Origin of the sequence: Providencia sp. PROV200, assembly GCF_049901995.1 — a bacterium.
GTDB lineage: Bacteria > Pseudomonadota > Gammaproteobacteria > Enterobacterales > Enterobacteriaceae > Providencia > Providencia rettgeri_E.
Window position 1 is genome coordinate 4,009,028 of record NZ_CP096307.1, and the last position, 26,815, is coordinate 4,035,842.

General features: G+C 42.6%; 21 protein-coding genes and 4 tRNA genes. 6 read left to right on the forward strand and 19 right to left on the reverse strand.

Translation table 11 applies throughout. The features are described 5' to 3' along the window. Positions 1 to 238: 238 nt before the first annotated feature. Genes hemC through hemY form a run of 4 tightly spaced genes read left to right on the forward strand, consistent with a single transcriptional unit; the run spans position 239 to position 4,403 of the window. The gene (hemC, locus tag M1E86_RS18515; RefSeq protein WP_125894321.1) at positions 239 to 1,183 is read left to right on the forward strand and encodes a hydroxymethylbilane synthase; all 945 of its coding nucleotides are present in this window, start codon (positions 239 to 241) and stop codon (positions 1,181 to 1,183) included. Then, positions 1,180 to 1,935 (forward strand): uroporphyrinogen-III synthase, encoded by a 756-nt coding sequence (locus M1E86_RS18520; RefSeq protein WP_125894323.1) that lies wholly within the window; start codon positions 1,180 to 1,182, stop codon positions 1,933 to 1,935. Before hemC ends, M1E86_RS18520 begins: the two co-directional genes overlap by 4 nt. Positions 1,936 to 1,938: 3 nt before the next feature. Continuing rightward, a complete protein-coding gene (hemX, locus tag M1E86_RS18525; protein ID WP_213913400.1) occupies positions 1,939 to 3,207 on the forward strand; it encodes a uroporphyrinogen-III C-methyltransferase in 1,269 nt (422 codons plus the stop codon). Between the two features lie 2 nt (positions 3,208 to 3,209). Then, positions 3,210 to 4,403, forward strand: a complete 1,194-nt coding sequence (hemY, locus tag M1E86_RS18530; protein ID WP_125894327.1) for a protoheme IX biogenesis protein HemY — start codon at positions 3,210 to 3,212, stop codon at positions 4,401 to 4,403. Positions 4,404 to 5,764: 1,361 nt separating this feature from the next. Here hemY and M1E86_RS18535 read toward each other — a convergent pair. The 19 genes from M1E86_RS18535 to trxA form a co-directional block, all read right to left on the reverse strand. After that, positions 5,765 to 5,841, reverse strand: a tRNA-Pro gene (locus M1E86_RS18535). Positions 5,842 to 5,870: 29 nt separating this feature from the next. Continuing rightward, positions 5,871 to 5,956, reverse strand: a tRNA-Leu gene (locus M1E86_RS18540). A gap of 15 nt (positions 5,957 to 5,971) precedes the next feature. Then, positions 5,972 to 6,047, reverse strand: a tRNA-His gene (locus M1E86_RS18545). 79 nt (positions 6,048 to 6,126) lie between these two features. Further along, positions 6,127 to 6,203: transfer RNA gene (locus M1E86_RS18550), tRNA-Arg, on the reverse strand. A 167-nt stretch (positions 6,204 to 6,370) separates the two neighbouring features. Beyond that, positions 6,371 to 7,747, reverse strand: a complete 1,377-nt coding sequence (gene thrP / locus M1E86_RS18555; RefSeq protein WP_213913401.1) for a bifunctional threonine/serine APC transporter ThrP — start codon at positions 7,745 to 7,747, stop codon at positions 6,371 to 6,373. Positions 7,748 to 8,038: 291 nt separating this feature from the next. Then, positions 8,039 to 8,806 (reverse strand): lipopolysaccharide N-acetylmannosaminouronosyltransferase, encoded by a 768-nt coding sequence (wecG, locus tag M1E86_RS18560; RefSeq protein ID WP_213913402.1) that lies wholly within the window; start codon positions 8,804 to 8,806, stop codon positions 8,039 to 8,041. 9 nt (positions 8,807 to 8,815) lie between these two features. Beyond that, complete coding sequence (wzyE, locus tag M1E86_RS18565; RefSeq protein ID WP_125894335.1) at positions 8,816 to 10,171, reverse strand: ECA oligosaccharide polymerase; 1,356 nt, start codon at positions 10,169 to 10,171, stop codon at positions 8,816 to 8,818. Further along, on the reverse strand, positions 10,168 to 11,250 hold the full coding sequence (locus M1E86_RS18570) for a TDP-N-acetylfucosamine:lipid II N-acetylfucosaminyltransferase (RefSeq protein ID WP_213913403.1): 1,083 nt from the start codon (positions 11,248 to 11,250) through the stop codon (positions 10,168 to 10,170). The genes wzyE and M1E86_RS18570 overlap by 4 nt, the downstream gene beginning before the upstream one ends. Next, a complete protein-coding gene (gene wzxE / locus M1E86_RS18575; RefSeq protein ID WP_125894339.1) occupies positions 11,247 to 12,497 on the reverse strand; it encodes a lipid III flippase WzxE in 1,251 nt (416 codons plus the stop codon). Before wzxE ends, M1E86_RS18570 begins: the two co-directional genes overlap by 4 nt. After that, on the reverse strand, positions 12,497 to 13,627 hold the full coding sequence (gene rffA / locus M1E86_RS18580) for a dTDP-4-amino-4,6-dideoxygalactose transaminase (RefSeq protein WP_213913404.1): 1,131 nt from the start codon (positions 13,625 to 13,627) through the stop codon (positions 12,497 to 12,499). Before rffA ends, wzxE begins: the two co-directional genes overlap by 1 nt. Then, entirely contained in the window at positions 13,614 to 14,354 is a 741-nt protein-coding gene (gene rffC / locus M1E86_RS18585; RefSeq protein WP_213913405.1) for a dTDP-4-amino-4,6-dideoxy-D-galactose acyltransferase, read from the reverse strand. Before rffC ends, rffA begins: the two co-directional genes overlap by 14 nt. Continuing rightward, positions 14,332 to 15,213, reverse strand: a complete 882-nt coding sequence (gene rfbA / locus M1E86_RS18590; protein WP_125894345.1) for a glucose-1-phosphate thymidylyltransferase RfbA — start codon at positions 15,211 to 15,213, stop codon at positions 14,332 to 14,334. The genes rffC and rfbA overlap by 23 nt, the downstream gene beginning before the upstream one ends. Before the next feature lie 8 nt (positions 15,214 to 15,221). Beyond that, entirely contained in the window at positions 15,222 to 16,295 is a 1,074-nt protein-coding gene (rffG, locus tag M1E86_RS18595; protein ID WP_213913406.1) for a dTDP-glucose 4,6-dehydratase, read from the reverse strand. Beyond that, positions 16,286 to 17,548: a UDP-N-acetyl-D-mannosamine dehydrogenase gene (gene wecC, locus M1E86_RS18600; RefSeq protein WP_213913407.1), complete on the reverse strand. Its 1,263-nt coding sequence runs from the start codon at positions 17,546 to 17,548 to the stop codon at positions 16,286 to 16,288. Before wecC ends, rffG begins: the two co-directional genes overlap by 10 nt. Continuing rightward, a complete protein-coding gene (gene wecB / locus M1E86_RS18605) occupies positions 17,545 to 18,675 on the reverse strand; it encodes a non-hydrolyzing UDP-N-acetylglucosamine 2-epimerase (RefSeq protein ID WP_125894351.1) in 1,131 nt (376 codons plus the stop codon). Before wecB ends, wecC begins: the two co-directional genes overlap by 4 nt. Before the next feature lie 98 nt (positions 18,676 to 18,773). Further along, positions 18,774 to 19,832 carry an ECA polysaccharide chain length modulation protein gene (wzzE, locus tag M1E86_RS18610; protein ID WP_213913408.1) on the reverse strand — a complete coding sequence of 353 codons (1,059 nt, stop codon included), beginning with the start codon at positions 19,830 to 19,832 and terminating at the stop codon, positions 18,774 to 18,776. Positions 19,833 to 19,861: 29 nt separating this feature from the next. Then, positions 19,862 to 20,947, reverse strand: coding sequence for a UDP-N-acetylglucosamine--undecaprenyl-phosphate N-acetylglucosaminephosphotransferase (wecA, locus tag M1E86_RS18615; protein WP_102139866.1), 1,086 nt, complete (start codon positions 20,945 to 20,947; stop codon positions 19,862 to 19,864). Positions 20,948 to 21,578: 631 nt separating this feature from the next. Beyond that, entirely contained in the window at positions 21,579 to 22,838 is a 1,260-nt protein-coding gene (gene rho, locus M1E86_RS18620; RefSeq protein WP_004915469.1) for a transcription termination factor Rho, read from the reverse strand. Positions 22,839 to 23,539: 701 nt separating this feature from the next. After that, a complete protein-coding gene (gene trxA / locus M1E86_RS18625; protein ID WP_125894355.1) occupies positions 23,540 to 23,866 on the reverse strand; it encodes a thioredoxin TrxA in 327 nt (108 codons plus the stop codon). A 117-nt stretch (positions 23,867 to 23,983) separates the two neighbouring features. Between trxA and rhlB the strand changes: the two genes are divergently transcribed. Both rhlB and gppA read left to right on the forward strand, forming a co-directional pair. Beyond that, the gene (gene rhlB, locus M1E86_RS18630; protein WP_125894357.1) at positions 23,984 to 25,270 is read left to right on the forward strand and encodes an ATP-dependent RNA helicase RhlB; all 1,287 of its coding nucleotides are present in this window, start codon (positions 23,984 to 23,986) and stop codon (positions 25,268 to 25,270) included. An 11-nt stretch (positions 25,271 to 25,281) separates the two neighbouring features. Beyond that, on the forward strand, positions 25,282 to 26,784 hold the full coding sequence (gppA, locus tag M1E86_RS18635) for a guanosine-5'-triphosphate,3'-diphosphate diphosphatase (protein WP_125894359.1): 1,503 nt from the start codon (positions 25,282 to 25,284) through the stop codon (positions 26,782 to 26,784). The last annotated feature ends 31 nt before the right edge of the window (positions 26,785 to 26,815 follow it).

Sequence of the window (26,815 nt, forward strand, 5' to 3'; positions counted from 1 at the left end):
AAAACACAGAATGTTCCACGCAAAAAATAGCACGATAAGCTAAAGAAAGGACTTAATAACTATTCTAGGTCATCTCATTTTTAATCACTTTCTTGCATCATGGTAGAAAAAGTAAATCGGCGATAAACGATCCGAAGAGGGTTTTTTCACCTAACTGGAAAAAATATCCTTAACATGTTAAAACTAATGCCAATTGTATGGTTAATCTGCGGCATTCTTCGCCAGAGAAAACAGTAAAATGACATCAACAAATATCGTGCGTATTGCTACGCGCAAAAGCCCTCTAGCCCTATGGCAAGCACACTTTGTCAAAGACAAATTAGAGCAACTTCACCCAGGTGTGCTGGTTGAACTCGTGCCTATGGTGACAAAAGGTGACATCATCCTTGATACACCTCTCGCGAAAGTTGGCGGAAAAGGGCTGTTCGTCAAAGAGCTAGAACTTGCTTTATTGGAAGGGCGCGCTGACATTGCCGTTCACTCTATGAAAGATGTCCCTGTTGAATTTCCTGAAGGCTTAGGGTTAGTCACGATTTGTGAACGCGAAGACCCTCGAGATGCCTTTGTCTCAAACCACTACGATAGTCTTGATGCATTACCAGAAGGCAGTATCGTTGGGACATCGAGTTTACGCCGTCAATGCCAATTAAGGGAACTTCGCCCTGACTTAGTCATTCGCGACTTGCGCGGCAATGTGGGAACACGCCTATCAAAATTAGATAACGGTGAATATGACGCTATTATTTTGGCCGTTGCAGGGTTAAAACGTTTGGGATTAGAAACGCGAATTAAAACCGCTCTTGCTCCTGAACAATGCTTACCTGCGGTTGGCCAAGGCGCTGTCGGCATCGAATGCCGTTTAAATGACAGTAAAACCCGCGAGTTACTTGCGAAGCTAAATAATGACGCAACCTCAACTTGTGTCCTTGCGGAACGTGCGATGAATATGCGCCTTGAAGGCGGTTGCCAAGTCCCTATTGGCAGTTATGCTATTTGGCAAGATGACAAAATATGGCTGCGTGCCTTGGTGGGAGCCCCAGACGGCAGTGTTATTATTCGTGGGGATCGGCTCGTTTCTCCAAGCGAAGCTAACCAAGCAGGGGTATCCTTGGCTGAAGAATTACTTGAGCGTGGTGCAAGGGAAATTTTGGCGGATGTCTATCAAGGAAACCCGCCTGCATGAAAGTGCTTGTCACTCGCCCTGAACCTGCAGGTTCAGAGCTGATCACGGCAATCACCGCCAAAGGGGGGGAAGCCTTCTCCTCCCCTTTAATTCGCATTGGACCCGGTGCTGAATTAAATACCCTTATACCTCAACTTGATAGCCTTACTGAAAATGATTTAGTCTTTCTTTTATCTAAAAATGCAGTCGAATATGCAAATTTAACACTTGAACAAATGGCGCGTAGCTGGTCAGATAAGTTATCTTACTATGGAATTGGCCGCTCTACAGGGCAGTATTTTCAACAAGTAACAGGAAAAAGCATAAGTTGGGCTGAACAAGGTGAAACCAGTGAAGTACTACTAACACACCCTGAACTTCAATTTCTCGAAGGGAAAAACGCTCTATTATTACGAGGAAATGGCGGACGAGAGCTTCTCGCATCAACATTAAGGGCCAGGGGCGCAAAAGTCAGCTATTGTGAATGTTATACAAGGCATCCCGTTTACTATGATAGAGCCCTGTTCAATCAGCAATGGTTTCAAACGGGTATTACAGATGTTGTGATCACGAGTGGTCAAATGTTAGCCTTGTTAGACGAATTAATCACTGAAGAATACCAAACTTGGTGGTTTTCCCGCCGCCTACTTGTCGTCAGTGAACGGATTGCAGACCAAGCCCGCAGAGGCGGATGGCAAAAGGTCTGTATAGCTAATAGCGCAGATAATAATGCTTTATTAGAAGCATTAATTTCAATCGATATGGGATGCTAATTTATGACGGAACACGATAAAACAACCGAGACGGTTACCCCAGAAGCTGGCGCAGAGCAACAGCGCCCAAAAACTAAACCTTCTTCGGAACAAAAACGTTCTGGTCTGGTAGGCGGTGTAATTGCTATCGCTATTATCATCGCGATTGGTGGCGGATTATACTATTTCACCCAACAAAGCACTGCCACTTTAGTAAATGAAAACAATGAATTAAAGCAAAGGCTGAGTGATTTAGTCGAACAACAAAACTCCGACAGGCAACGGTTAGACGCATTAGTTGCGGCCAATGCTGAAATAAAAAGCCATTCTCGTGAATATGAAGAGAACCTCAACCGCCGCATGCAAGAGTTGCAAGCACACGTCACAGCATTATCCAGCGCTGATGTGAAAAGTTGGCTATTAGCCCAAGCTGACTTTATGGTCAAAATGGCAGGAAGAAAGCTGTGGAATGACCGTGACCCAGTGACCGCAGCCGTTCTGTTAAAAAGTGCAGACTCAAGTCTGGCAGAAATGAATGACCCGAGCCTACTCGACATTCGTAAATCGATTAACAGTGATATGGCTAAATTAGCCGCAATCAACCAAGTTGACTATGACGGTATTATCTTACGTTTAAACCAGCTAAGTAATGAAGTCGATAATTTACGGTTAGCGGATTTAAACAGTGGCGACGCGAAAACTGAAGATAACGCTGACGTTAGCGATGATATCTCTGATTGGAAACAAAACTTGACTCGTAGCTGGAAAAGTTTCGCCAATGACTTTGTTACAGTTCGAGCTCGTGATGGCTCAGAAGCCCCGCTCCTAGCCCCAAATCAAGATATTTACCTACGTGAAAACATTCGTTCTCAATTATTAATCGCAGCACAAGCGGTACCCCGTTATCAAGAAGCCACTTACAAGCAGTCATTAGAACAAGCTTCGACATGGGTAAGAGCCTATTTTGATACTGAAGCGCCTGAAACTAAAGCTTTCTTATCAACTATTGATGACTTAATCAATCAGCCGATTGACATTGATATGCCTGACACCTTAGAAAGCCAAGAGAAGCTAGAAAAAGTCATGCAAACACGGGTTCGTAGCTTACTCTCTCAGTCGTCAGACAACACAAAAGTTAGCGATGGTGCTGTTGATGCCGCAGCAGATGCGCCTAAAGCGTCAACAGAGGCTGCGCCCGATGCTGCTGTTCCTGCCACGGATACGCAAAAAGCAGAGTCAGCTGACAATTCGCACCCTTTTGAATCAGCAGAGCCTGCTGGCAATAGGGGGTAATTATGATAAAAGTCCTGATCCTATTTATAGTACTTATTGCCGGGGTGATCTTAGGCCCATTATTAGCAGGTCACCAAGGTTATGTTTTTATTCGTACTGACAATTATGACATTACGACCAGTGTAACCAGCCTCGTTTTAGGCTTTATCTTGCTCCAATTTGTGCTGTTGTTCCTCGGTTGGTGTTATCGCCGCTTTATTAGTACAACATCGCGTACTCGAGGTTGGGTAAGTGGCCGTAAATACCACAAAGCACATACTCAAACACAAAAAGCGCTATTGAAATTAGCAGAAGGTGATTTCGAACAGGTTGAAAAGTTAATGAGCAAACATGCTGATTTCTCTCAACAACCCGTGATTAACTACCTAATGGCAGCTGAAGCCGCTCAACAACGTGGTGATGAATATCGCACTCACCAGTACTTAGATAGAGCCGCAGAAGCTGCGGGAAGTGATCAACTTCCTGTTGATATCAGCCGTGTCCGTATTCAATTAGCGGAAGGGGAAGTCCACGCTGCTCGTAATGGCATCGATAAACTTCTCGACAAAGCTCCAAGGCACCCTGAAGTCTTACGTCTTGCGGAACAAGCTTACTTACGTTCAGGTGCTTACCAGTCGCTGATTGAATTACTCCCGGTCATGGCCAAAGTGCAATTACACAATGAAGATGAGCTCGATGCATTGAAATTAAAGGCTTACAAAGGGCTGATGAACCAATATATGGCTGAAGGGGGTAGTGATGGACTAAAAGCTTGGTGGAAAGCACAGCCTCGCCGAGTTCGTCATGAAACCGCATTGCAAGCTTTCTTAGCAGAACATTTAATTGAATGTGGTGATATTGCAAGTGCAGAAAAAATAATTATTGATGGCTTAAAACAGCAATATGATGAACGCTTGCTTCTGTTAGTGCCAAAACTTAACAGTGAACGCCCTGAAGTTATCGAAAAAACCCTTTTACATCTGCAAAAACAAAACGGTGCCACCCCGTTACTCAACAGTACATTAGGCGTTTTGTCGCTACAACACGCGCAATGGGACAAAGCAGAAACCTACTTTAAAGCTGCTTTGGCTCAACGTTTTGATGTGCAGGATGCATCATGGTTAGCCGATGCGTTTGACAAACAACATAAACCTAGCGATGCGGCAAAAATTCGCCAAGATGCATTAAACCATTCATTAAAACAAGAACGAAACTAATACGCTTGTTTGGCCTTTTCTAAAAACTCCACTCATTTTAGTGGAGTTTTTTTATTCATAAGCTTAACTGAAATTACATTTACCATCCCAAATAAAAACACAAAAAACAATTTAAATGCATTGCTTTAATCGCATTAAATCATCATAAAAGGAGAATATGAGGTTTATGATTGGCAACATCACAGATCAATAACGCAATGTTTAATCAATAATTTTTATTTAAGGATAAGCAAAACACATTCCGCTATGTTATAAAATAAACACATAGTGTATAAAGCTTTATATACATCTTTGCTTTGAATGAATTAGGGATATCGATATGAATGTAATTAAAACTATTTGGTGCTGGATTATTGCAACCCCAAACCGTTTACAAATATTCTTTGACCTTCTGCTGTTAGTATTATCACCTTTTGTTTTTATTATGATTATTGGTTTTAATACCGAAGATCTTAGTAAAGACATTTTCATTATTACATTCATTATCCTCTGCTATACCTATATTACTCGTTGGTTTAGTAAATGGTTTAGTAAAGGTAGAAGCTAATACCTCTCTTATTCTTAGCCTCTTAGTGATTTTCTAGGGGGCCAAGTGTTTTGTATAGACAAAAAAACACCTGCACAAGGCAGGTGTAAAATACAATCAGGTCTACAGACGGATGGTGCCTCACTCAACGTTTCGCCCGTTCGTTGATGGTAAGAGGATGAGCTCTTGATCATCTAAGTTGGACAATAGGCACCGATAATCGGCTTTGCGTCATCTCTGGGTTTATGAAGCTTCGCTGTCATAAGAAGTGAGATGAGCATCTACATATAGAATAATGCACAATGCATGCCAACTTTTTTCAAATGATATTTTTTAAGCTCACTCTTTTAACTTCTCTCTCATCCCTCCGGTTTTACACATAATTTTTCTTCTTGGAAGTCAGCCTCTCTAACATTAAAGAATGCACGCTCTTGTTGCCCATATCTTGCTGTACTATTTTGTCGCAGTTTAGAGACACCATAAATGAGTTATTTATATTTACTTATAAATCAAAAGGTAATATGTCGCCTTTTGGCGACATCAATATAATAGATTGTATCTATTCTACGACACTAGCGAGATGACCTACTAAATTACAAATAAAAACAAGTAATTAACCATTCCCAGTCACTAATTGAAAAAAAACCTGAATATGCTCTGGATAATTCTAATTATGGCTAAAACGGCAAATGAAGATATCCCGAAGAACATACATAAGTATGTAACCTGGGTAGCTGAACGCAGCCAACAAAACATGGCTTGAAGAATGAAGAGAATATAAAAGTATAAATATAAAAAGCAAAAAACCCGTCGATTAAGACGGGTTTCTTTAAATTGGTCGGCGAGAGAGGATTCGAACCTCCGACCCACTGGTCCCAAACCAGTTGCGCTACCAAGCTGCGCTACTCGCCGAATTTTTTAGTACTCATTACATTTCTTCGTGGTGCGAAAGGGGGGACTTGAACCCCCACGTCCATAGGACACTAACACCTGAAGCTAGCGCGTCTACCAATTCCGCCACCCTCGCAATATCACAAAAAAATGGGGTGGCTAATGGGACTCGAACCCACGACAACTGGAATCACAATCCAGGGCTCTACCAACTGAGCTATAGCCACCATAACTTCACTTTTTTCAAAGCGTTGCTATATTACTACATACAACGTCATTTTGCCAACCGTAGCGAAGCGCTAAAACTGGTGCGCCCGACAGGATTCGAACCTGAGACCTCTGCCTCCGGAGGGCAGCGCTCTATCCAGCTGAGCTACGGGCGCTTAACGCCGTTGCGGGAGAGGATAGTACGGATTTATCCTCCTGCTGTCTAGTCCTTTTTGAAATAAAAATATCGATTGCTTGCCTTTTATCCATTTCGTCGAGAAAGAGAGCATATTTACTCTCTTTTTCACTGTACCGTTAATAAAAATCAGGCAAAAAACGGCGATTACACTTTTGCCTTACGGTTATTGAACAGACGAATGATAAAATAAAGCAGGGAAACGCCCCCTAAAAAGATAGCGCCCACGATTAAAGATAAGCGAGTATCAGGGTTAATCGCCATTCCAACCAAAACACAGGCTAAAAAGAGCAAGGTTGCATAGTTAACCCATGGAAAAAGAATCGATTTGAAAGGGTGTCCAATGAGTTTTTCTCTGTTTTGTTGGCGAAAACGGATTTGGCTGGTCAATAGCACTAACCAAGGCACCATTCCGGGTAACACACTCGCACTATAGACATACACAAAGACTTTCTCTGGATTCGGTATGATGTAATTCAGGCTTGACCCAGCCACTAAACAAAGGATAGTAAAGCCCACACAACGCGCCGGTACGCCATTTTTTGTTAATTTCAATAATGAGCGAGGTAACTGTTTATTTTGCGCTAAGGCATACAACATTCGCCCACCGCTATACATCCCACTATTACATCCAGATAACGCTGCGGTTAATACCACAAAATTAATTACTGCAGCGGCTGACACAATTCCCACTTTTGCAAAGGTGAGAACAAATGGGCTACCTTGTGAACCCACTTCAGTCCACGGAAACAGCGTTACAACAATAAAGATAGCGCCCACATAAAAAATTAATATGCGCCATAAAATATTATTGATCGCCTTTCTTAACGTGACTTGCGGATTTTTCGCCTCACCCGCAGTGATCCCAACTAGCTCAACCCCTTGATAAGAGGCCACAACGATACACAAAGCAAATAAGAAGCCTTTCCAGCCCCCGGCAAAGAAACCACCATGTTCGGTAAGGTTCGCAAGCCCAATCGGCTCAAAGTTATTACCTAGACCAAAAAAAATCAGCCCTAAGCCAATTAAAATCATCACCACAATCGTGGTCACTTTGATCATGGCAAACCAGAACTCAAGCTCTCCATACAGCCGTACAGCGGCTAAGTTAGCTAATGCCACTAATACCACTGCGATAATGGCAAAAATCCATTGAGGCACATCAGGGAACCAATATTCCGCATATACACCAATGGCTGTAATCTCAGAAATACCGACGGCCACCCACATAAACCAGTAGCCCCACGCGGTGAGACATCCCCAAAATGGACTCAAATATTTATAACCAAACGAAGCAAAAGAACCCGTTACAGGTTCAAGAAATAGCATTTCCCCCATTGAGCGCATAATGAAGAAAACAAAAATTCCTGCGATGATATAAGCCAGTAAAACAGAAGGGCCCGCCCATTTTAGCGTACTGGCTGATCCCATAAATAACCCAACGCCAATAGTTCCACCGAGCGCAATAAGCTCGATATGGCGTGCTTCTAACCCACGTTGAAGCCCCTGTTGTGGATTTCCCATACATACCCCTGTCAAAATTAGAAATTAAAACTGCAGTTTTAATTGAAGCTCAGTTAATAATAATCACTGCAATTATTCGGAAAGAATCAATTAGTCGATTAAAAAAATGCCATAGCCGCAAGATTGAGCACAAACTGATGCGAACATACTTATTTTTGAGGGATTATAGAAATATTTGAAGGAAGAGACCAGCAATTCGGAACCGTAAGAACGGTAAGTCGGCCTGTTAAGCCCACTTACCGTGAGTGAAACCTAGTGAAAATAACAATAAAAATCAAATCACTAAAAAATTTATAGCTTACCACCGTAATAGTAACCTAAAAATTTCAACAATTTAAACTGACGAGTAATACGGGAAGGTTGAGATAATAAGCGATATAACCATTCCAGCCCTAAGTTTTGCCAAACTTTCGGTGCGCGCTTAACATGCCCTGTAAACACATCATAGGTCCCTCCAACGCCCATATATAAGGCATCTGGGTACACACTTCTGCAATCCCGCATAAAAATTTCTTGTTTCGGGGAGCCCATTGCAACTGTCACAATTTTGGCCCCACTTGCCCGAATACGTTCGAACAAGGCATTTCGATCTTCAGCCGTAAAATAGCCGTTTTGCGAACCTACAATGTTCACATTCCACTGGGAACGTAGCTTGCTTTCTGTTTGTTCTAGGATCTCTGGTTTGCCGCCAACTAAGAAAACAGGCGTCCCTTCTTTACCCGCCCTTTCCATTAACCCTTCCCATAAGTCAGCACCAGCCACACGGGAAACTTCTGCTTGTGGGTATTTACGACGAATAGCACGGACAATACTAATTCCGTCAGCGTATAAATATTCGGCTTGGCCTAATAACGTATTTAAAGCGGTATCTTGTTCAGCGATCATCACTTTTTCTGCATTAATCGCAACAAGTGTTCCCGTTTTCGTTTCCCCACCCGCAAAAAGGTAGTCTAAGAAATGGGCCATATTTTTGAAGCCCCAAATATTATGACCACGAATACGATATTGTGGAACAGATGACTGTGTAACGGATGAAGACTGAGTTGATGACGATTCCATGATACTCCTTTAGCGGCTTTCACGCTGTTGGCTTCTAAAAAAAGAAGCTGTTTTTATGCGAATAAGCCCCGCACTTTCAAATAACCAATACAGTAATTTTGCTAACACCAGACACAGTCCGAATATTAAGCAGAAGAAAACCACCCGTGAGACGAAAGAATCTACGCCTTCACGCGCTAAAACAATAATGTTGAAAATTGCGCCAAAACAAAATGCCTGCATAATGGCAGCTTTATAGCGATTCGGTTCTTTCAGGCTCATGCCATAGATCCAATCAAACCATTTGATGATAAGCCCCACAACGATGGCGCCGAGTGGTATAAAAATCACTCCGCCCATCACTACCAATGAACCAATTAGTGTTGGCGAAATTGCCAGTCCTGAATGGTTGTTGAGTACTTCCCACGTAAAATAATTGGCAGAGTTCAATACCGTATCTGGACGTTCAGGCCAAACCCAAGAAGGAATGAAAACATAAAAGTCACGAATAATTGGCGCTAGGCCTTGAAAATCCATCTCATCGTAATGACTCAGCAGCAATGCTAAGTTTTCCCACGGGGAGAATGTGTCCCGCGTTAAGTACAAGAAAGTGTAATACGCTTCGGCACCGCTAACATCTAGCCCATAGCGTTTTAAGGCTAACCAGAACATCCCTACAATACTGGCGACCCCAGCCGCGGCTAACATCCACAGCGTAATCCAACCTCTGACAATCCCAATAAATAAGAACAGCGCGAAGGCAATAATGATGTTCGCTCTTGTTCCCCCGACGATAACATAGGTTAAGAAACCAAATGCGACGGTACTAACAAGGAAGAAAATCCAGCGTTTCTGTGTTGGCCGCAAGAAATAAACAATCAACATTGCAGGAATGAAGAAATAGAAAAAGCGTTTTAATGCCACGCCAGAAACTTGGCTGGAGAAAATTTGGCTATAGGATTTTAACTTAAACAGCAAAAAACCGTTCTGCATGAAAAAGATACCTACTGTCACAACAGCAATCAGTATCAATAACAGACAGGTTAGATTCGTTTCCACTTTGTTCATGCTAAACAACGCACGTCGTGGTGCATCCGGTTGCCTAGACAGCCGTGTTTTATAGGCGACATAATAAATCGCATAAAAACTGGTTGCCGCTAGCTGCGCATAGAGTAAGTAATCCGCCTTCACAACCGCAACATCAAATTGAAACACTAACGCACAGGTTAATGGGAAACCAAAGTAAAACGTCAATAAATACAGCATTGAAAAGAAAATATTGAAGTTAAACCGAGCACGTAAAAATTCTTTGTATAGCAAAGTACCAATAAAAATAATTGATATCAGGTAGACCAGTGCTAAGCCGCCTAATTCCGTCAGCGTCATGCTCGCTCCTCCAGGGCTCTGAGAACGGTTTTCCAGCCCTCAGTAAAGTTAGGAGCAAAAAATTCAATATGGTGTTTATCTAATAAACTCATTTGGCGCTGAGCTTCGTCCACCAGCGGTATCGTCAGGTTGTCACCATAGAAAAACACAGGGACATTTTGAGCGGTTAAATCCTGCCAGAACGTATTTTGACGGCTGATGACAAACGGAATACCAAATTGGATCAGCAAACAAACCGTCCCCACCCCTTGCTGGCGATTAAAAATAAAATAACCAAGATCACAGGATTTGAGCAGATTAAGGTACTCGCTAAACTCCATGCGCTCTTTCAGAATTTCCACTTGCCCTGAAGTAAATTCACTATTTGCAGCCTGTTCGACTTGTTCAATATAGCCTTGGTTATTTGCAGGATAGCCCATTGGGACAATCACCTTAACCTCATCACCGAATTGCTGTTTAATCGCACTCAGCGCCTCTACATGACGATTAGAACGGTCACCTGAGTTACCCAGCAGAATCGTCAGTTGAGAGCCTTCACGTGCTTTGGGCTCGCTTATTGTCAATGCGGGGTCCATTCGTGTTGGAAAATACAACACGGAGGCAGGCACTTTAGGGTTCGACTGGTGGAAATAGCACAAATCCCCGCGTGTCGCACACACGTGCCCCACTTTTTTCTGCGCTAGGCGACGTAAAATATAGAATAACTTAAATTTCAGTGAGCTAGACTCTTCATAGAGATCTGCTCCCCATATATGCCACCAAAACTGATGGGATTTGATTTGGCCAAATAACAGCGCTAACCAAATAGGCGCATTGAATTGCCCATGAAAGAAAAAACGAGTACGCCGATCTGCCTTGGCGCGTTGTATGACGCTATTAGCAATAGCCTGTTTATTCGCAAAAACATCTATTTTTAGCTGAGGATAAGCGTCAGCAAGCTGCACATCGTCGCTTACGACCATAAAATGCGGTGTTGATGATGGCGCCATCTCTCGGTAGATTACGTCATTAAAAAACGTCAGTACCGTCTGATTGTGGTGTGGGAGGTTCGATCCCAGTACATGTATTAAGGTTGTCATGCTCGCCTACGGTAAATCAAAAATACGCAACAACATAAAGTGAAATAGACAATATAAGTGGCCATATAAGCCTGAGTTGCACCTACTGCGCCATGTTCAGGGATTAGCCAATGGGCAAAGCCCGTTAATAATATAAACTGACTAACTTCAGTGAGGACATAAAAACGCAATGCGGCTTTGGCAATAACCAAGTAACCAAATACGTAAGCCCCCACTTTCAATACATCACCGACCAGTTGCCATGCAAACAGGTCTCTCATCCCTGTAAATTCTGTTGAGAACAGCAACCAAATCGCAAAATCACGTAATAACCAAACCGTAAAACTGACAACCGCTACGGCTGGTAAAACGAATTTCAATGCTTTAACAATCTCTGCTGTGATTTCATTTTTATGCTGCAAACGCGATAACGTCGGCAACAAATACACTGAAAATGTCGCGGTAATAAACTGCAAATAGGCATCTGAAATGGTGGTCACACCGGTCCATAGCCCCACTTCATCCCAACTATAGGTTTGGGCGAGCAGGTTTCGCATCATGATATAAGCGACTGGCAACGTAACTGCGGTTAGCATCGCCATGACGGTGAACTTGCCTAAATTAGTCGCAATTGCTTTGTCCCATGCGGGTTTCAATGATGACAACGCAAATTGCTTACGTTTAATTATCATCCCTGCCGCAGGCAGTACCACGAGTGCTGGCACTAATGCCAATCCTGCGAGTGCGCCTTCATACCCGCCAACTAGATAGCATAAATAATAAGCAACCACGCCAATTATGCTACCCCAAATAATGGCCAATGCATTACCTGAAGCGTCTCGATACCCTTTTAAGATAGCTAAGAAATAGTTGGCGTAACCGATCCCCATTTGGATCAAAGCAACCATTTGAATAACTGAGCTATATTTCACGCTATCAAATAGCGCCTCACTAATGACCGGGCTACACAGTAAAAAGATAATTGCTAATAAGGTCGAAAACCCAAGGATAATCGTCGATGAGGTCCCCAACACTGCACGCAATTTCAGTGGGTCTTGGTGGTGCTCTGCGACATATTTGGTGACACCATTAAAAATCCCTGCGCCCGATAATACTCCGAGTACCGTAATCAATTGGCGGAAATTACCCGCCAGCCCCACACCGCTGGGGCCAAATGAGACTGCAAATAACTTAACGATTAACAGGCCTACCCCGATTTTAATCAGGGTAGACCCAGCAGTCCAAACCGATGCTTTAGCTAATGACATTAGGCAAAGAACGCTTTAATTCGCTCAATGACAACTTGTTGTTCGTCATCTGTCATGTTGTAGAACATCGGTAAACGCACTAAGCGGTCACTTTCTGATGTCGTATACTTATCTTCGCCATGGAAGCGACCAAACTCGATACCCGCAGGGCTTGTGTGTAATGCAACATAGTGGAATACCGTCAAAATGCCATGGGATTTCATATAGTCATTGAATTCAGTACGCTCGTCGATATCTTTAAGTTTGATATAAAACATATGAGCATTGTGTTTCAAGCCATCTGGCACCGTCGCTAAGACTAAACGTCCCGCATCAACCAATGGCTGCAACGCTTCATCATAACGTTTCCATAATAGTAAACGGCGATCATTAATTTTGTCGGCTTCTTCTAACTGCGCCCATAAATAAGCGGCTTGTAAATCAGACAATAAGTAGCTTGAGCCGATGTCACGCCATGTGTATTTATCCACTTGGCCGCGGAAAAATTGGCTACGATTCGTCCCTTTTTCACGGATCACTTCGGCACGGCTAATCAAGTCTTTATCATTGATAAGCGTTGCTCCACCTTCACCGCCTGAAGAGTAGTTTTTCGTTTCATGGAAGCTATAACAACCGATGTGGCCGATAGTGCCCAGTGCTTTGCCTTTATAGGTCGACATCACACCTTGTGCCGCGTCTTCAATCACAAATAAATTGTGTTTTTTCGCGATATCCATAATGGTGTCCATCTCACAAGCAACACCTGCATAGTGGACAGGAACGATAGCGCGCGTACGTTCAGTGATTGCGGCTTCAATTTTAGTTTCATCAATATTCATGGTATCAGGGCGGATATCAACGAATACGATTTTTGCGCCACGTAACACGAATGCGTTAGAGGTTGATACAAAAGTAAAACTTGGCATGATGATCTCATCACCCGGCTTGGTATCAATCAGGATCGCCGCCATTTCTAATGAAGCCGTACAAGATGGCGTTAACTGCACTTTCGGGCAATTAAACCGTTTTTCCATCCATTCTTCACAACGTTTCGTGAAGCCACCGTCACCACACAGTTTGCCACTTTCCATGGCTTGTCTCATATACTCTAATTCAGTACCTACAACGGGTGGTTTATTAAATGGAATCATGTTGTCCCCTGTATAACCAATAGGCGGTACTGGCAATTGCTGCACCGCTACGTGAATAAAGATTTAATGCCGCAACATTACTGATTTGCGTGGCCACATTTAACTGTCTTTTTTGGTGTTCCACACACCAATTAAATGCTGCTGACATCAACTTACGCCCCACACCTTGCCCTTTCGCTTCTGGCATTTTCGCGAGTAGGCCAACCCGTGCAGTTTCTGCATCAAGGTGCCGCAAACTCACAAAGCCCAATATCGCACCAGACACATCTTTAACCAGTAAACAAGTGTGGTCAAACGTACCCAGAACTGATTTTTCTATCCACAACGCATAAAACTGCCCGCTATCACCATCACGGTACCAAGGTGCTCTAAAGCGGCTTTTGCTAAAGACAGACTCAGCGGCTTGTCGCAGCGCAGGGATATCACCCACTTGTGCAGCAACAACGTGATCTTCCGCTGTTAAACCCGCTTTTAAATAAGCATTTTCTGTGCCAATAGTCAGCGCGAAATCGATTTCACCTTCAACAAATGAAAACCCCATACCGGCTAAATCGTCAATCAACTGCGTTTCAGACGCAGCGACTTTTGCTTGCACGATATCGTATTCATTTATTTGATAAGCAAGGAGGGTTTCGAGATTATCCCCCGTAAAATTCAACTTTGCCGTTGAACGATGAAAAAATTCGCTCTCCCATGGCAAGCTCTCAATACTGGCGCGGACGGACACGTAATAAATCCTCTAAGTATTGCCCATAACCTGTTTTTTTCAGCTGTTGTGCTGAAAAAGCGACTTGTTCATCTGTCAGCCAGCCGTTACGCCACGCAATTTCTTCCAAACAAGCAACTTTGAAACCTTGACGTTTTTCAACCGTTTGCACAAAGGTACCCGCCTCAATGAGGCTATCGTGAGTGCCTGTATCTAACCAAGCAAAACCACGACCGAGCAATTCAACGTTTAATTCGCCACGTTCTAAGTACATTTGGTTAATCGACGTAATCTCTAACTCGCCACGTTCAGAAGGTTTAACTTGTTTAGCAAATTCAACCACTTGTGAATCATAGAAATACAGCCCTGTCACTGCCCAATTCGATTTAGGTTTAACCGGTTTTTCTTCAATCGACAGTGCTTTAAAATTATCGTCAAATTCCACGACCCCAAAACGCTCAGGATCCATCACTTGGTAACCAAAAACGGTTGCGCCATTGACTCGTTCAGCAACAGATTTCAATTTTGGGCTAAATGAATGACCGAAAAAGATATTGTCGCCCAAGACTAAACAGCAAGAATCACCATTGATGAACTCTTCACCAATGATAAACGCCTGCGCAAGGCCATCTGGTGATGGCTGCTCTGCGTAGCTCAGCTCAATCCCGAACTCGTGGCCATCCCCTAATAAACGCTTAAACATCGGCAAATCGTCAGGGGTAGAGATAATTAAAATCTCACGAACTCCCGCTAGCATCAGAACAGAAAGCGGGTAGTAAATCATCGGCTTATCGTAGATTGGTAATAACTGTTTAGAAATACCACGAGTAATAGGGTGCAAACGCGTCCCCGACCCTCCAGCTAATATAATACCTTTCATACTGTCACCTAATTTCCTAGACCTAAACGTTCGCCCGCATAGGAACCGTCCTGTACGCGGCGCCACCACGTTTCATTGTTCAAATACCACAGCACTGTTTTGCGGATACCTGATTCGAAGGTTTCTTGTGGCGTCCACCCCAATTCGCGCTCAATCTTCGCGGCATCAATGGCATAACGCATATCATGCCCCGGCCGGTCTTTCACATATGTGATTAAATCACGGTAGTGCGCCACACCTTGTGGCTTCTGCGGGTGCAGCTCTTCAAGCAGATCACAAATCGTTTCTACAACGTCAATATTACGGCGCTCATTATGGCCACCAATATTATAGGTGGTGCCAGGTTGCGCGGTTGTCGCAACTAAATGCAGTGCGCGTGCATGGTCTTCAACAAACAGCCAGTCACGAATTTGCTCACCTTTCCCATAAACAGGCAGAGGTTTACCGGCTAAGGCGTTCAAAATAATTAAAGGGATCAATTTCTCAGGAAAATGATACGGCCCATAGTTATTTGAACAATTAGTGATCATCGTTGGCAGGCCATAGGTTCTTTGCCATGCACGAACTAAATGGTCACTCGATGCCTTCGAGGCTGAATAAGGGCTACTTGGTGCATAAGGCGTGGTTTCTGTGAAGAAACCATCTGGCCCCTCTAGGTCACCATACACTTCATCTGTTGAGATATGGTGAAAACGGAAAGCCGCTTTTTTCTCATCATTCAGTGCAGACCAGTAATGACGTGCCGCTTCTAACAGTGTGTAAGTGCCCACAATATTAGTTTCGATAAATGCCGCAGGGCCATCAATTGAACGGTCAACATGGCTTTCTGCCGCTAAATGCATCACGACATCGGGTTGATATTGTTCAAAAACAGCATCTAATGCAGCTCTATCACAAATATTCACCTGCTCAAAAGCATAGCGCTGGTCACTCGCAACCATTGTGAGGGACTCTAAATTACCTGCATAAGTCAGGCAATCCACCACAACCGCACTGTCATCCGTGTTCTCAATAATATGACGAACAACTGCGGAGCCGATAAAACCAGCGCCTCCAGTGATTAAAATGCGTTTCAACGCCATACTCCTTTTGTATCCACAACCCATTTTTGTGGGATTGTAGAACCTTGGATACCTTTGAACACATTGTGGTCAACTAACATTAAGATCACATCCGCTTCATTAACGGCTTGTTCAATCGAAACCAGCTCAGAAATACCTTTTAAAGAGGTCGGTAATTCATGGATGTGTGGTTCAACCGCATACGTTTTACCTGGGTTCCAGTTCGCCACCATTTTGGTGATGTGCATTGCTGGGCTTTCACGTAAATCATCAATATTCGGTTTAAATGACAGGCCGAAACAGGCAATTGTCACTTCACTGGCTTTTTTACCTGTTTCCACTAAGCAATCAGCGACCGCCGCTTTTACTTGGTCAACAACCCAAATAGGTTTGCCATCATTGACTAAACGCGCGGTATGAATGAGGCGTGATTGTTTCGGGTTTTGTGCAACGATAAACCATGGGTCAACCGCGATGCAGTGCCCACCAACACCCGGACCGGGTTGCAAGATGTTAACGCGTGGGTGGCGGTTCGCAAGGCTGATCAGTTCCCACACATTGATATCTTGTTCCGCACAAATTAATGATAATTCATTCGCAAAAGCAATATTCACATCACGGAAGCTATTTTCCGTTAGCTTACACATTTCTGCGGTTCTTGAGTTAGTAATTACACACTCACCTTCAAGGAAAATATTGTATAGCTCACTTGCGCGCAGAGAAGATTTTGGCGTCATACCACCAACAACACGGTCATTTTTAATTAATTCGACCATCACTTGGCCCGGTAACACACGCTCAGGGCAGTATGCCACATCGATATCTGCATCTTCCCCTGCTTGGTGGGGGAAAGTTAAATCAGGGCGAGCAGCTGCCATCCACTCTGCCATTTGCTCTGTTGTGCCTACTGGCGACGTCGACTCAAGGATGACTAAATCCCCTTTCTTCAACACCGGAGCAACAGACTCAGCTGCAGCACGTACATACGCGAGGTCAGGTTCGTGCTCACCTTTAAATGGGGTAGGCACAGCAATCAGATAAGCATCTGCAGGTTGCGGCTTAGTAAAGGCTTTCAGATGGCCTTCTTCAACCGCCTTTTTGACCACGATATCCAGTTCTGGCTCTACAATGTGGATTTTACCTTGGTTAATAGTCTCAACGGCATGTTGGTTAACATCGACACCAACCACTTGTTTTTGACGTGATGCAAAGGCGGCTGCTGTTGGTAAACCAATATAACCAAGGCCAATAACAGAAATAGTTTCAAAACTCATAATTTCACCTGATTACTTTTCAATGCTGCAAGAATACGCTGACATGCATGACCATCCCCATAAGGGTTATGTGCGCGGCTCATTTCGTGATACTCCGCGTCATCTGTCAGTAACCGATTAACTTCTTTCACAATTTTTTGTGTATCTGTTCCCACAAGACGAACTGTTCCTGCATCAACCGCTTCTGGTCGTTCTGTCGTATCTCTCATCACCAAAACAGGCTTACCGAGAGAAGGCGCTTCCTCTTGAATACCGCCAGAGTCTGTTAAAATCAAATAAGCATGGTTCATTAAATAAACAAACGGCAGGTAGTCTTGGGGACTAATTAAAATAATATTATCAATATCATGCAGTATACGTTTAACAGGCTCACTCACATTTGGATTTAAGTGAACAGGGTAAACAACTTGCACATCTGGATGTGCTTGTGCAATTTCTGCTAGCGCATGACAAATACGTTCAAAACCGCCACCAAAACTTTCACGGCGATGACCTGTGACTAAAATCATTTTTTTATTGGGGTCGATAAACGGATAATTTGCAGCCAGTTTTTCCATCATATGCTGGTCGCTCATAACTTTATCACGTACCCACAATAGCGCATCAATGACACTATTCCCGGTGACAAAAATATGGCTATCAGGAATAGACTCTTTTAACAGATTTTGGCGTGAATTTTCGGTTGGGGCGAAATGATACATCGCTAAATGCCCAGCAATCTTACGGTTTGCTTCCTCAGGCCATGGGGAATACAGGTCTCCTGTACGTAACCCAGCTTCCACGTGCCCTACAGGTATACGATGGTAAAATGCCGCAAGGCTAGTTGCCATCGTCGTTGCTGTGTCGCCATGAACAAGAACAACATCCGGTTGAAAATCAGCAAAAACGCTTTTCAACCCTTCAAGAATACGACATGTGATATCCGTTAAATCTTGCCCTGGCTTCATAATATTGAGATCGTAATCTGGAATGATCTCAAACAGTTTCAGTACTTGATCTAGCATTTCACGATGCTGTGCTGTAACACAAACTTTAGCTTCAAAATCTGCATCTTCAGCTAATGCATGAACCAGTGGTGCCATTTTAATGGCTTCAGGTCGTGTGCCGAATACAGTCAATACTTTCACAGTGACTCTCTTATATTTATCTTTCGCAGTGAGCTGCTTTGTATAATCTTAATAACTTTATATGCCACTGGTAAATTCACCAGTGGCTTATCCCAAAATCAAGATGGGCGGCGGCGAGCAAGTACCACACCGGCACCTACTAACATTCCTATGGCTCCCCATAGAACCATCATAAAGGCTCGACGAGGACTATCGCGTTTAACGGGCTCTTCAGGCGTTCGTAAATAGCGATATGCTTGAAAATTATCTTGGAGGGTAGGCCCGACGCTCAATGTTGATAACATGGCAATATTTTGATCGTAATCACTGTCGTGATCGGGCCCAGTTGCTTTCAATGTTTCAATCTGTGCTTGTAATAAAGGGGCACCTAACATAAACATTTTAGAATCTGGAATTTCATCCACAGGCGTTGCACTTTGATTACGTACAATACCTTGTTTTTCAGCAACTTTTAGTGCTTGTTCTAAAGCATTCAAACGTCGTTCATAAGCAGCTTTTGCCACCATATCTTCACGTTTAACCAATGCCTTCATGGATTGCATTTTCGTTGCCCATGTACCTTTAATTTCATCATTGAGATTAGCTGTGGCACGTTGGTTAGCGAACTGAATATATTGACGTAGTAACTGGTTCGCATCTGCGGAAGTTTCCGCTACTAACTTAATGCTATCTGTTAAATTTTTGACTTCATCTGCTGGCGTAAACTCAATATCATTGATGAGCTCATCCAATAATGCGGCATCTGCTTTAGGGTCATTCTCTAAACGCTGCTTATAGTAATCCGTATTTAGCCAAAACTGACGACGCGTATCATAAGAGCCGAGCTGCTTTGTGAATTCTTGATAAGCTTCTTTTGCGATTGTTGGTAATTGCCCTTCTTGCCCCGTAGTATTAATACGGGAATCGAGGTTGCGCAGAAATTGTTGCTGAGAATAATAACTTCCCAGATTATTGACGGTTGGTAAATCCGTAATTGCTGTCGCACTCCACTTTGGCTGCATAAAATAGGACGCTCCCAAAGCAATTGCTGCAAAAATAACAGCAAATGCAACGATCCAAATTTTACCTTGCCACAGTGAGCGACATAAACCACGGATATCCAATTCCGGCTCTATTGGCGATTGATACTGACTCGGTTGTGTTTCTGAGTTATTCACTGCACAGAACCTCTATTTTCGTTTTGTCGTTACCGTACTGCTCCTCTGCGTGCTCTACGTCTTACTCGTTTAATAAAACGGGCGACTTTCCAAGCTCGTTTGATGCAGTAACCATACATCATAAATACAAGCAAAAATAATGCCAACATTACCCATTCAGGTACAAATGTTAAGTGTTCACCAATAATACCAACACACGCTAAAGCGGCCGCTGATAAGGTAATCAGTACAAATGCTCCTTTTGGAGTAAAGCCAGAACGCATAATTAAATGGTGAATGTGCTGGCGATCTGGTGAGAATGGGCTCATGCCTTTGCGAATACGACGATACATAATGGCAACCATGTCCATTAGTGGGATCGCAATAATCCACAAAGCGGTAACTGGGTTAATTGGATGTACTTCCTCTTGGGTCGAAGCGACAAGGATCCAAATAATAGTGAACCCAATCAATGTACTTCCCGCATCCCCCATGAAGACTTTAAAACGACGACCTAGCACACCTAAATTCAGAAGAATATAAGGAAGAATAGCGGCAATAAAGGCAAAACACCAAAATGCTAACGCGTAGTTACCGTTTTGATATAACAAAAAGCCGAGAGCGCCAAAGGAAACAGACGATAAACCACCAAGCAGTCCATCAATACCATCAACCATGTTAAAAGCGTTAATTGCTGCCCATACAGCAAATAAGGTCACGATATAACCGAATGGACCCAGTACGAGTTCCCATGGACCAAAGGCATGACCAAGTGATTCGAGTTTCAACCCTGCCGCTGTCATCATCACAACAGCCACGATCGCTTGGATACCTGCCCTTAATTTCACACTAATGTCAAACCTATCATCTAATGCGCCGATAAAGACGAGTAATCCCGCACAAGCGATGTATAGCCACTTATGAGGAATGTATTCTCCTGTAATATAAAATGCGAAACAGATCCCAAAAAAAACAGAAATTCCCCCAACAAGAGGAACTAATCCTACGTGTTTCTTTCTGAAATTAGGTTTATCAACTAACCCGATTTTTATTGCAACAACTCGAGCCAAAAAAATAAAAACTAATGAAAACAAGAAAACGTAGAAGAGATTGGTTACAAAGTGTATGGTGTCCACTGTTCGACTCTCTTAATCTTTATATTTAACTTTCAAAACTAATTTTTTAGCGAATGCCAGTAAATAAGCATACGCCAATGCATTATCATCTTAGTACTCAAATCCGCTATAAGACGAATCTTCATTCATGAAGAAATCCCTGTCATTATTAGTTCATACACTTTATTAGTGTTTTTGATTTAATAATAGAGTATCCGTAATTTTATACTGAATAAGCGCAATATGCATGCCATAAAAGCAATACTCCAAAATTGAGTTAACCGATTGATGCTTAAATAGGCATTTAATGATTAGATAATAAAGTGATGCAAATAAATTTAGCACTAATCACAAAATAAACATAAAAATAACATTCATCTTTTAGTTCAATACGTTACCGTATATGCGTTGGTGTTTTTATCATTTATGATTAGTGTTTTAATAAAAACATCGCCTATTTATTCAATGTTATTTATAAACAAAGCAATAAAACAGCATCTTAATCCATTGAAATTCAGCCAGCAAAATATTGAGCTTTACTTAATATGATATGTTTTAATTTTTATGTGCGACCGCCGCGTATAAAAACAAAAAAATAGGTGCCATAACAGACACCTATTTTATAAAATACGAAAAGTTTTAACGGTAACGGTTAGGCTCTTTTCATAAAGTCAAAGAACTCTTCGTTAGTTTTTGTCATCGCTAATTTACTGATGAGGAACTCCATGGCATCGATTTCGCCCATTGGGTGAATAATCTTACGCAGGATCCACATTTTTTGTAATTCATCTTGCGATGTCAGTAACTCTTCTTTACGCGTACCTGAACGGTTGTAGTCTATCGCAGGGAAAACACGTTTTTCTGCAATTTTACGAGATAGGTGCAGTTCCATGTTACCTGTACCTTTAAACTCTTCGTAAATAACTTCATCCATCTTAGAGCCTGTATCAACCAGTGCGGTTGCAATGATTGTCAGGCTTCCACCCTCTTCAACATTACGGGCAGCACCAAAGAAACGTTTTGGACGATGTAATGCATTCGCATCCACACCACCGGTTAATACTTTACCGGATGAAGGTACAACGGTGTTATATGCACGGGCTAGACGCGTAATAGAGTCGAGTAAAATGATAACGTCTTTTTTATGTTCAACTAGACGTTTCGCTTTCTCAATCACCATTTCAGCGACTTGAACGTGACGTGCTGCAGGCTCATCGAAAGTTGAAGCAATGACTTCACCTTTAACTAAACGCTGCATTTCTGTCACTTCCTCAGGACGTTCATCGATCAATAGAACCATCAGAACGCAATCAGGATAATTGTGAGCAATATTTGCTGCAATATTTTGCAGTAACATTGTTTTACCGGCTTTCGGTGGAGCAACAATCAGGCCACGTTGACCACGACCGATTGGAGCCGCAAGATCCAGCACACGTGCAGTTAAATCTTCAGTTGAACCATTACCACGTTCCATGCGCAGACGATTGTTAGCATGTAAAGGAGTTAAGTTTTCAAAAAGGATTTTACTACGTGCGTTTTCAGGTTTATCGAAGTTAACTTCGTTGACTTTCAGGAGGGCAAAATAACGTTCACCTTCTTTAGGGGGACGGATTTTTCCTGAAATTGTGTCACCTGTGCGTAGGTTAAATCGGCGGATTTGGCTAGGAGAAACGTAGATATCATCAGGGCCTGCGAGGTAAGAACTGTCTGCTGAACGGAGGAAACCAAATCCATCCTGCAATATTTCCAGTACGCCATCGCCGAAAATATCTTCGCCACTTTTCGCATGCTGCTTCAAAATAGAGAAAATAATATCCTGCTTTCTCATACGGGCTAAGTTCTCTAGCCCCATGTTTTCGCCTAACGTAATCAATTCTGATACTGGCGTATTTTTTAATTCGGTAAGATTCATAATGGTGGGTTCTTTAACTCGGGGTAATTCTCGAACTATGAACGTAAATTGACGGCAGCTTATTAATAAGTGCCAGTTTAACTTTATACTGCCCTGCTGATCGCTAATTTTCATTAGAAGCAAACAGCAATGCAAAAAAATCTTGTGCTAGCCATTACTAAGATTGCTCTAACATTTGGCTACAACTCATCTTGATGATGTGTGGCATATTATTAGAAACACACACAATATTAGCAATAGTTTTTTGTACATTTAGGACAACATACATCCCAATATCGCAAATTTAAGGTCAAATTAGCATTAAAAAACACATAATTGCTCAATGCCAACCTTCTCCCACTTCATTTTTATATCCAAAAGATATAAACACATTGAATTTCATGATGTTCGTTTATGCACTATCTTTAATTCATATGAAGAGTACATTGAAACAGAAGATATTGAATACTGCTATAACTCAACGTCTAAACTTTCAATTTCATATTTAAAATCATTATGTCATCAGTTTTTGAACAAAAAATATCACAATACTGAACTAACAAGCTAGATATATAAGATAAGAGCAATGGAATACAAGGTAATTCATATGGGTGCTATACGAGGAATAAAGATAACTTATCATGCTTAAGTGAAGACGTCTAGCGGCTCTCTAGATAAAATAGATATACCGCTAAACGTTTTAGCTTACATATAACGATAACTTACAGATTTTCGTCTAAAAATTCTTTCAGTTGCGTTTTTGATAATGCACCGACTTTCGTTGCCGCGACTTCACCATTTTTGAATAAAAGCAAGGTCGGGATGCCACGAATTCCATATTTTGGAGCGGTGGCTGGGTTTTCATCAATATTCAGTTTTGCGATAGTCAGTTTGCCTGTATATTCTTCAGCGACTTCATCAAGAATAGGCGCGATCATTTTACAAGGACCACACCATGCTGCCCAAAAATCGACGAGAACAGGTGAACTTGCGTTCAAAACTTCAGTTGCAAAACTTGCATCAGTTATCTTTATAATTTTATCGCTCATGTTGTACTCCAAGGGGTCATCTTTTGTAGACTTAGTGTAACATTATTGGCAGCAGTATGCTTTATTTCAAAAGATACACTTTCGTAAACCAACCGTTAACTGATATTCTAACATACTATGAGTAAAGCACACTTGACAGAAAAGAAGTTTTCCGACTTCGCATTGCACCCTAAAGTCATTGAAGCTCTAAATAAAAAAGGCTTCAATTTTTGCACGCCTATTCAGGCGTCCACCTTGCCTTTTACTGTCGAAGGCAAAGACGTGGCGGGTCAAGCGCAAACCGGTACAGGTAAAACGTTAGCTTTTTTAACGTCTACATTCCATTATTTATTAACTCACCCCGCAATTGAGGGTAAAAAAGCGAATCAGCCTCGTGCACTCATTATGGCACCGACACGCGAGCTCGCTGTACAAATCTATTCAGATGCTAAAGAGCTCGCTGAGTACACTGGCCTGAAAATGGGCTTAGCATACGGTGGTGACGGATATGATGAGCAACTGAAGGTTTTACAAAATGGTGTTGATATCCTTATTGGTACAACTGGCCGTTTAATCGACTACGCAAAACAAGGCCATGTCGATTTAAGTGCAATCCAAGTTGTGGTACTCGATGAAGCCGACCGTATGTATGACCTTGGTTTCATTAAAGATATCCGCTGGATTTTCCGTCGTATGCCAGGTGCGGCAGATAGGCTTAATTTGCTATTTTCTGCAACTTTATCTTATCGCGTAAGGGAATTAGCTTTCGAACAAATGAATAACCCTGAATATGTTGAGGTCGAACCTTTGCAAAAAACAGGTCACCGTATCAAAGAAGAGTTATTTTACCCTTCTAATGAAGAAAAAATGCGCTTGCTCCAAACGCTTCTTGAAGAAGAATGGCCAGAGCGTTGTATTATTTTCGCCAATACAAAACACCGTTGTGATGATATTTGGGCCCATTTAGCTGCCGATGGTCATCGTGTCGGTTTATTAACTGGCGATGTCGCACAGAAAAAACGGCTACGTATATTAGAGCAATTCACACAAGGCCATTTAGATATTTTAGTGGCAACTGATGTTGCAGCACGTGGTTTACATATTCCATCCGTCACTCATGTCTTTAACTACGATTTACCTGATGACTGTGAAGATTATGTTCACCGTATTGGCCGTACTGGTCGTGCCGGTGAAAGTGGAAACTCAATTAGCTTAGCCTGTGAAGAATATTCACTTAACTTGCCTGCTATTGAAGAATATATCCAACACTCAATCCCTGTTAGTAAATATAACAGTGATGCATTATTGAGCGATTTACCTGCACCAAAACGCCGTCATCGCCCACGTCCTGGAGGCCCGCGCCGTAATTCAAATTCGCAGCGTCGCCACAATGGCCCACGTAACAACCATAAACGTCCAGGCTGAGTAAAAACGATATGCTGAAATCTTCTTCTCTTTATGCCGCCATCGATTTAGGATCAAACAGTTTTCATATGCTCGTTGTACGTGAAACTGCTGGCAGCATTCAGGTCATCTCTAGGGTTAAACGCAAAGTTCGTCTTGCTGCAGGGTTAGATAACAACAACCTGCTTTCTGAGCAAGCAATGGCGCGAGGCTGGCAATGTTTACGCCTGTTTTCGGAACATTTACAAGATATTCCGAACACACAAATTCGTGTTGTCGCAACAGCGACTTTGCGTATAGCTAAAAATGCCGATATTTTCATCGAGAAAGCCAGCCAAATTTTAGGAAACCCTGTTAAAGTCATTCAAGGGGAAGAAGAAGCTCGCTTAATTTATCAAGGTGTCGCACATACAACTGGCGGGCCAGATCAACGCTTAGTGGTTGATATTGGTGGGGGAAGTACTGAGCTAGTTACGGGTACAGGCGCAAAAGCAGAGCAACTCTACAGCCTTGAAATGGGGTGTGTAACTTGGCTTGAGCGCTACTTTGGCGATAGAAGTTTAACAGAAGAAAACTTCGCTGCGGCTCAAACCGCTGCTCATCGTGTCATCGCCCCTATTGCTGATGCTCTCAAAACACATGGGTGGAAGATATGTGTTGGTGCATCCGGTACTGTACAAGCGATTCAGGAAATCATGATTGCCCAAGGCATGGATGAACTGATCACGCTTTCTAAATTACAACAGCTTAAGCGCAAAGCCATTCAATGCCAAAAACTTGAAGAGCTTGAAATTGACGGTTTAACCTTCGAACGCGCTCTTGTCTTTCCAAGCGGCTTATCTATTCTGATTGCTATCTTTGAAGCATTAGACATTGATAACATGACACTGGCAGGCGGTGCACTTCGTGAAGGTCTTGTCTATGGTATGCTACAGCTTCCTATTGAGCAGGATATTCGCGCTCGTACCGTCCGCAATATTCAACGACGCTTCCAAGTCGATATCGAACAAGCTAGCCGAGTTCGTCAACTTGCAGAATATTTTTATTTACAAGTCGCGAAAGATTGGGGCTTAGATGCACGCTGTCGTGATTTACTATCGAGTGCATGCGCCTTACATGAAATCGGCTTGAGTGTGGATTTCCGTAAAGGTCCCGAGCACGCGAGTTACCTCATAACACACCTTGATTTACCTGGTTTCACACCAGCTCAAAAACGGTTACTTGCCGCATTATTGATAAACCAACAAGGCCCTGTCGATTTAACGCCGTTGAGCCAACAAAATGCGCTCTCCATGCAGCATGCATATGATCTATGCCGTTTACTTCGCCTTGCCATTATTTTTGCGAGTCGGAGACGGGATGATACTTTGCCTGCATTAAGACTTAATGTGAATGCGCAAAGATTAACCATCACGCTGCCTTATCGTTGGTTATCTGATCACCCTTTACGAGCAGAAAATTTACAGCAAGAAGTTCAATGGCAGGGCTATGTAAATTGGGTTTTAGAACTGGAAGAACGTAATAGTTCAAATTGATAATATTTTCCACACTAGATCTACTCTAGTG